The organism is Falsiroseomonas sp. RANM36 (assembly GCF_056682175.1).
In genome coordinates this window covers 274526-280355 of the sequence record NZ_JBWXTD010000002.1, presented here as the reverse complement: position 1 = coordinate 280355, position 5830 = coordinate 274526, and the positions used below count along the sequence as shown (strand labels likewise).

At 72.5% G+C, this 5830-nt stretch carries 4 protein-coding genes; all 4 read right to left on the bottom strand.

The features are described from left to right. A partial coding sequence (locus AC1MIR_RS02260) for a hypothetical protein (protein WP_480026561.1) occupies positions 1 to 631 on the bottom strand: 631 nt, incomplete at its 3' end. After that, entirely contained in the window at positions 615 to 3275 is a 2661-nt protein-coding gene (gene alaS, locus AC1MIR_RS02255) for an alanine--tRNA ligase (protein ID WP_480026560.1), read from the bottom strand. The genes AC1MIR_RS02260 and alaS, both read right to left, overlap by 17 nt. 188 nt (positions 3276 to 3463) lie before the next feature. Next, positions 3464 to 4498, bottom strand: coding sequence for a recombinase RecA (gene recA, locus AC1MIR_RS02250; RefSeq protein WP_480026559.1), 1035 nt, complete (start codon positions 4496 to 4498; stop codon positions 3464 to 3466). Positions 4499 to 4678: 180 nt separating this feature from the next. Further along, positions 4679 to 5830 (bottom strand): ATP-binding protein (locus AC1MIR_RS02245; RefSeq protein ID WP_480026558.1); only part of this gene is annotated, 1152 nt, incomplete at its 5' end.

The following is a 5830-nucleotide window of genomic DNA, read 5'->3' as shown; positions in this document are numbered from 1 at the left end:
GCGCCGGCCCCCCGCCCCCCCGCGGCCCGCGCCCCCCCCCGGGGGGCGCGGGCGGCGCCGCGCTGCCGGGCTCCACCGTGCAGCGCTGCGCGGGCGGCAGGTCCGGGTCGAGCCGGCGCGTCAGGGTGAAGGCGCGGTCCAGCGCGCCGTCGCCGCCGACCCGATGGAAGACATGCTCGATGGTGCAGCAGCCGCTGCGCGCCGTCGCGACGAGATGGCCCGCGGGATCGAGGGTGAAGGCGCTGCCCGAGACCTCGCCGGCCGCCACGAGGCGCGAGCGCGAGGGCTGCATCCGCCACAGCGCGAAGGTGGTGTTCGCCCCGCCGGCGGCCAGCGGCAGCCAGAGATCGGCCGCGCCGTCCTCGTCCGCATCGAGGGCTCGGGGCGGCGCATCCGGCGCATCGGTCGGCACGGCGAAGCGCTGCCGCTCCACCCCGCCGGTGTCGAGCACGCGGACCTGCCAGCTGCCCGACACGGCCTCGACATGCAGGATCAGCGGCCGGGACCGCGGCCGCTCGGCGCGCAGGACGATCTCGGCGGCGTCGGCGCCGGCGGGCAGCGCCGCCAGCAGCACGAGCGCCGCCGCCCGGATCACGCCAGGAAGACCGGGCAGCTCACGCCGCGACACCATGCGCCAGAGTCTCGCGCACCGCGGCCAGCGCCTCGGCGGCCTTGTCGGCATCGGGGCCGCCGGCCTGCGCCATCTCCGGCCGCCCGCCGCCGCCCTTGCCGCCGACCGCGGCCGCGGCGGCGCGCACCAGGGAAACGGCATCCGTCCTGCCCTTCGCGGCCGCCGCGAGGCCGGCGACGATGCTCGCCTTGCCGCCTTCTGTGGAGACCAGCACCGCCACATCCGCCGTGCCGCCCTTGAGGATCGCCTCGGCCAGGCCCTTCAGGTCGCGCGCCGGCACCTCGCCCCCCGCGCGCAGCGCCCCGCGCCGCCCGCCGATCGTCTCCACCTCCGCCCCCGCGCCGCCGGTCGCCAGCTTCTTGCGCAGGTCGGAGACCTCGCGCTCCAGCTTCCGGCGCTCCTCCACCAGCGCGGCGATGCGCTCGGCGAGTTCCTGCGGGCGCACCTTGAGCGCCGCGGCCGCCTCGTTGAGCTGCCGGTCGCGTTCCTCGATCACGCGCAGCGCGCTCTCGCCGGTCACCGCCTCCACCCGGCGCACGCCGGCGCTGACCGCGCCCTCGGCCACGATGCGGAAGAGGCCGATATCGCCGGTGCGGCGCACATGCGTGCCGCCGCAAAGCTCCAGCGAATAGACGCCGTGCTTCTCGGTGGCGGCCGCGTCATGGCCCATGCCGACGACGCGCACCTCCTCGCCGTATTTCTCGCCGAACAGCGCCATGGCCCCGGCCGCGACCGCCTGCTCGGGCGTCATCAGCCGGGTCGTGACCTCGGCATTCTCGCGCACGCGGGCGTTCACCTCGGCCTCCACCCAGGCCAGATCCTCATCCGACATCGGCGCGTTGTGGGAGACGTCGAAGCGCAGCCGGTCCGGCGCGTTCAGCGAGCCCTTCTGGCTCACATGCGGCCCGAGCCGCCGGCGCAGCGCCTCATGCAGCAGATGCGTCGCGGAATGATGGGCACGGATGGCGCCGCGGCGGGCATGGTCCACCTCGGCCTGCACCGCGAGCCCGACCTTCGCCTCGCCATGCGCGACCTGGCCGAAATGCACGATCAGGTCGCCGAGCTTCTTCTGGGTGTCGCGGATGTTGATCCGCGCCGCCTCCCCGGCGGAGATCAGGCCGGTGTCGCCGACCTGGCCGCCGCTCTCGGCGTAGAACGGCGTCTGGTTCAGCACCACCGCGCCCTCGGCGCCGACCGGCGCGCTCTCCACCACCTGCCCGTCGCGGACGATGGCGAGGATCTCGCCCTCCGCCGTCTCGGGCGAATAGCCGAGGAACTCGGTCGCGCCGAGCTTCTCCTTCAGGTCGAACCAGAGCGTCTCCGTCGCCGCCTCGCCCGAGCCCGCCCAGGCCGCGCGGGCGCGCTTCTTCTGCTCGGCCATCGCCGCCTCGACGCCGGCGACGTCCACGCCCTTGCCCTCGCCGCGCAGCGCGTCCTGCGTCAGGTCGAGAGGGAAGCCGTAGGTGTCGTACAGGCGGAACGCCACCTCGCCGGGCAGCACGCCCTTGTCGCCGAGCCGCGCCGTCTCCTCCGCCAACAGGCCGAGGCCGCGCGCGAGCAGGCTGCGGAAGCGGCCTTCCTCGAGCTTCAGCGTCTCGACGATCAGCTTCTCCGCCCGCACCAGTTCCGGATAGGCGGCGCCCATCTGGCGGATCAGCGCCGGCACCAGGCGATAGAGCAGCGGGTCCTGCGAGCCCATCATGTGCGCGTGGCGCATCGCGCGGCGCATGATCCGGCGCAGCACGTAGCCGCGCCCCTCGTTGGAGGGCAGCACGCCGTCCGCCACCAGGAAGGCCGAGGCGCGCAGATGGTCCGCCACCACGCGATGGCTCACGCGGAACGGGCCGTCCGGGTCCTGGCCGGTGGCCTCGGCGCTGGCCAGGATGATCGCGCGCAGCGTGTCCGTGTCGTAGTTGTCGTGCTTGCCCTGCAGGATCGCCGCGAAGCGCTCCAGCCCCATGCCGGTGTCGATGGACGGGCGCGGCAGGCTGACGCGCGTGCCGGGCGGCCCTTCCTCGTACTGCATGAAGACGAGGTTCCAGATCTCGATGAAGCGGTCGCCATCGGCGTCCTCGCTGCCGGGCGGGCCGCCGGGGATCCTGTCGCCATGGTCGAAGAAGATCTCGGAGCAGGGGCCGCACGGGCCGGTGTCGCCCATGCGCCAGAAATTGTCGCTGGTGGGGATGCGGATGATGCGGCGTTCGGACAAACCGGCGATCTTCTTCCAGTAGGCCGCGGCGTCGTCGTCCTCGGAATAGACCGTGACCAGAAGCCGTTCCTTGGGCAGGGCGAAATCCTTGGTCACCAGCTCCCAGGCATAGGCGATGGCCTGCTCCTTGAAGTAGTCGCCGAAGCTGAAATTGCCCAGCATCTCGAAGAAGGTGTGGTGCCGGGCGGTGTAGCCCACATTGTCCAGGTCGTTGTGCTTGCCGCCGGCGCGCACGCATTTCTGCGCCGTGGTCGCCCGCACATAGGGGCGCTTCTCCTGGCCGGTGAAGACGTTCTTGAACTGCACCATGCCGGAGTTGGCGAACATCAGCGTGGGGTCGTTGCGCGGCACCAGCGGTGAGCTGTCCACCACCTCATGCCCGTTGCGCCGGAAGTAATCGAGGAAGGTTGCGCGGATGTCGTTGCTGCTGGCCATGCGCAGGAGGTAGCGCGTGGCCCGCGAGGCGTCGAGGGTCGTGCAGCGGGCCAAAGCGGGGCGGGCGCCGCCGATGCCGCCCGCGCGCTGCGGCCGCGCATCCGGGGGCCGCATAGGGCCGGCCGCCGGAGGCGGCAGGCGCCGCCGCAGGAAGCCGGGCAGGCCGGGCGCGGCCCGGCCGGCCGGGGCTACTCGGCCGCCGCGGCCTCCGTCTCCTCGCCCGCCAGCATCGCATTGGCCAGGCCGCTCGCCTGGTCGCGGATGCGCTTCTCGACGCTGGCCGCGACCTCGGGGTTGTCGCGCATGAACTGCTTCGCGTTCTCCCGCCCCTGCCCGATCCGCTGGCTGTCGCAGGAGAACCAGGCGCCGGACTTCTCGACGATGCCGGCCTTCACGCCGAGGTCGATCAGCTCGCCCACCTTGGAGATGCCCTCGCCATACATGATGTCGAAATCCACCTGCCGGAACGGCGGGGCCATCTTGTTCTTCACCACCTTCACCCGCGTCTGGTTGCCGGTGGTGGTGTCGCGCTCCTTGATCGAGCCGATGCGCCGGATCTCCATGCGCACGCTGGCGTAGAACTTCAGCGCGTTGCCGCCCGTGGTGGTCTCCGGGTTGCCGAACATCACGCCGATCTTGAGGCGGATCTGGTTCAGGAAGATCAGCAGCGTGTTGGAGCGCGAGACGCTGCCCGTCAGCTTGCGCAGCGCCTGGCTCATCAGCCGGGCATGCAGGCCGACATGGCTGTCGCCCATCTCGCCCTCGAGCTCAGCGCGGGGCACCAGCGCCGCGACGCTGTCCACCACCAGCACGTCGATCGCGCCGGAACGGACCAGCGTGTCGCAGATCTCGAGCGCCTGCTCGCCGGCATCCGGCTGGCTGATCAGCAGGTTGTCCACATCCACGCCGAGCTTGCGGGCATAGCCGGGGTCGAGCGCATGCTCGGCGTCGATGAAGGCGCAGGTGCCGCCGCGCTTCTGCGCCTCCGCGATCGCGTGCAGCGCCAGCGTGGTCTTGCCCGAGCTCTCCGGGCCGTAGATCTCCACGATCCGGCCCTTCGGCAGGCCGCCAATGCCAAGGGCGAGGTCGAGCCCGAGCGAGCCGGTGGAGACCACCTCCACCTCCGCATCGGCGGCCTTGGTGCCCATCCGCATGATCGAGCCCTTGCCGAATGCCCGCTCGATCTGGCTCAGCGCGGCATCCAGCGCCTTCGTCTTGTCCATGGGGTCGCGCTCTCCGACGTCCTGTCTCAACCCAAAGGCGCAACAGCGGGGCGAATCACCACCCTGCGGTCATGCCTGCGGCAACCATGCCCGATCGGATGCGGAGACTCCACGGCGTTCCGCAACCGGTCATCGGCCGGCCGGCACTATGGCTCAGGCAGCGGACCCACACAAGAACATTTAGGAAACTTTGGCGGGAGTCCTCGGCAGGATGGACCGCAACTCGGCCACCAGATCGGCCAGGCCATAGGGCTTGGGCAGCAGCTTGAGCCGCTCTGCCTCCAGGTCCCGCCCCAGCGCCACCTCGGCATAGCCGGAGACGAGCAGCACCGGCAGGTCGGGGTCGCGTTCCCGCAGGCGGGCGGCGAGCGCCAGCCCGTCCATCCCCGGCATGACCACGTCCGAGACCAGCGCGATGGGTTTCGGCGCACCGTTGTCCAGCAGGTCCAGCGCATCCTCGGCCGAGGCGGCGCTCAGCACCTCGAATCCGGCACGGCGCAGCGCGCGCTCGGCCAGCTTCAGCAGCGGCGCCTCGTCCTCCACCAGCAGCACCGGAGCCGTCGCCACGGCGGCGCCCGGCTGCGGGCGCGGGGCCGGGCGGGGCGCGGCCGGCGGCACGAGGGGGGCCGGCGGCGGGGGCAGGGCGTCGGCCGGGCCGTCGTGCCGCGGCAGCCAGATGCGGAAGGTCGTCCCCTCGCCCATGCGGCTCTCGGCCGCGATGAAGCCGCCGGACTGGCGCACGATGCCATGCACCGTGGCAAGGCCGAGCCCGCGGCCGCCCTGCTCGCGCTTGGTGGTGAAGAAGGGGTCGAAGATGCGCGGCAGGATGTCGGGCGCGATGCCGCCGCCGCTGTCGCTGACCTCCAGCACCGCATAGCGGCCGGGCGGCAGTTCCTCCTGCTGCAGCGGCTCGGGCTGCAGCACCACGGCATGGCGCGTCGCGATCAGCAGCGCGCCGCCATCGGGCATGGCGTCGCGCGCGTTGAGCGCCAGGTTCATGATCACCTGGTCGAGCGGGGGCGGGTCGATCCGCACCCGCCGCCCCGGTTCCTCCAGCTCGACGGTCAGGCGGATGCGGCTGCCGAGCAGGCGGCGCAGCAGCCCGGCCATGGCCGCGACCGCGCTGTTCAGCTCGACCACGCGCGGGTTCAGCGCCTGCTGCCGCGCGAAGGCCAGAAGCTGGCGCACCAGCGCCGCACCGCGCCCGGCGCTTTCCATCACCTGGCGCAGCTCGGGCGCGGCGTCGCCATCGGGGGCGCGGGCGAGCGCCGCCTCGGCGCTGCCTGCGATGGCGGTGAGCAGATTGTTGAAGTCGTGCGCGATGCCGCCGGC

Excerpts from the sequence above, each read along its gene's own strand:
- recA (WP_480026559.1), bottom strand. The coding sequence starts at position 4,498 with ATGGACAAGACGAAGGCGCTGGATGCCGCGCTGAGCCAGATCGAGCGG.
- alaS (WP_480026560.1), bottom strand. The coding sequence starts at position 3,275 with ATGGCCAGCAGCAACGACATCCGCGCAACCTTCCTCGATTACTTCCGG.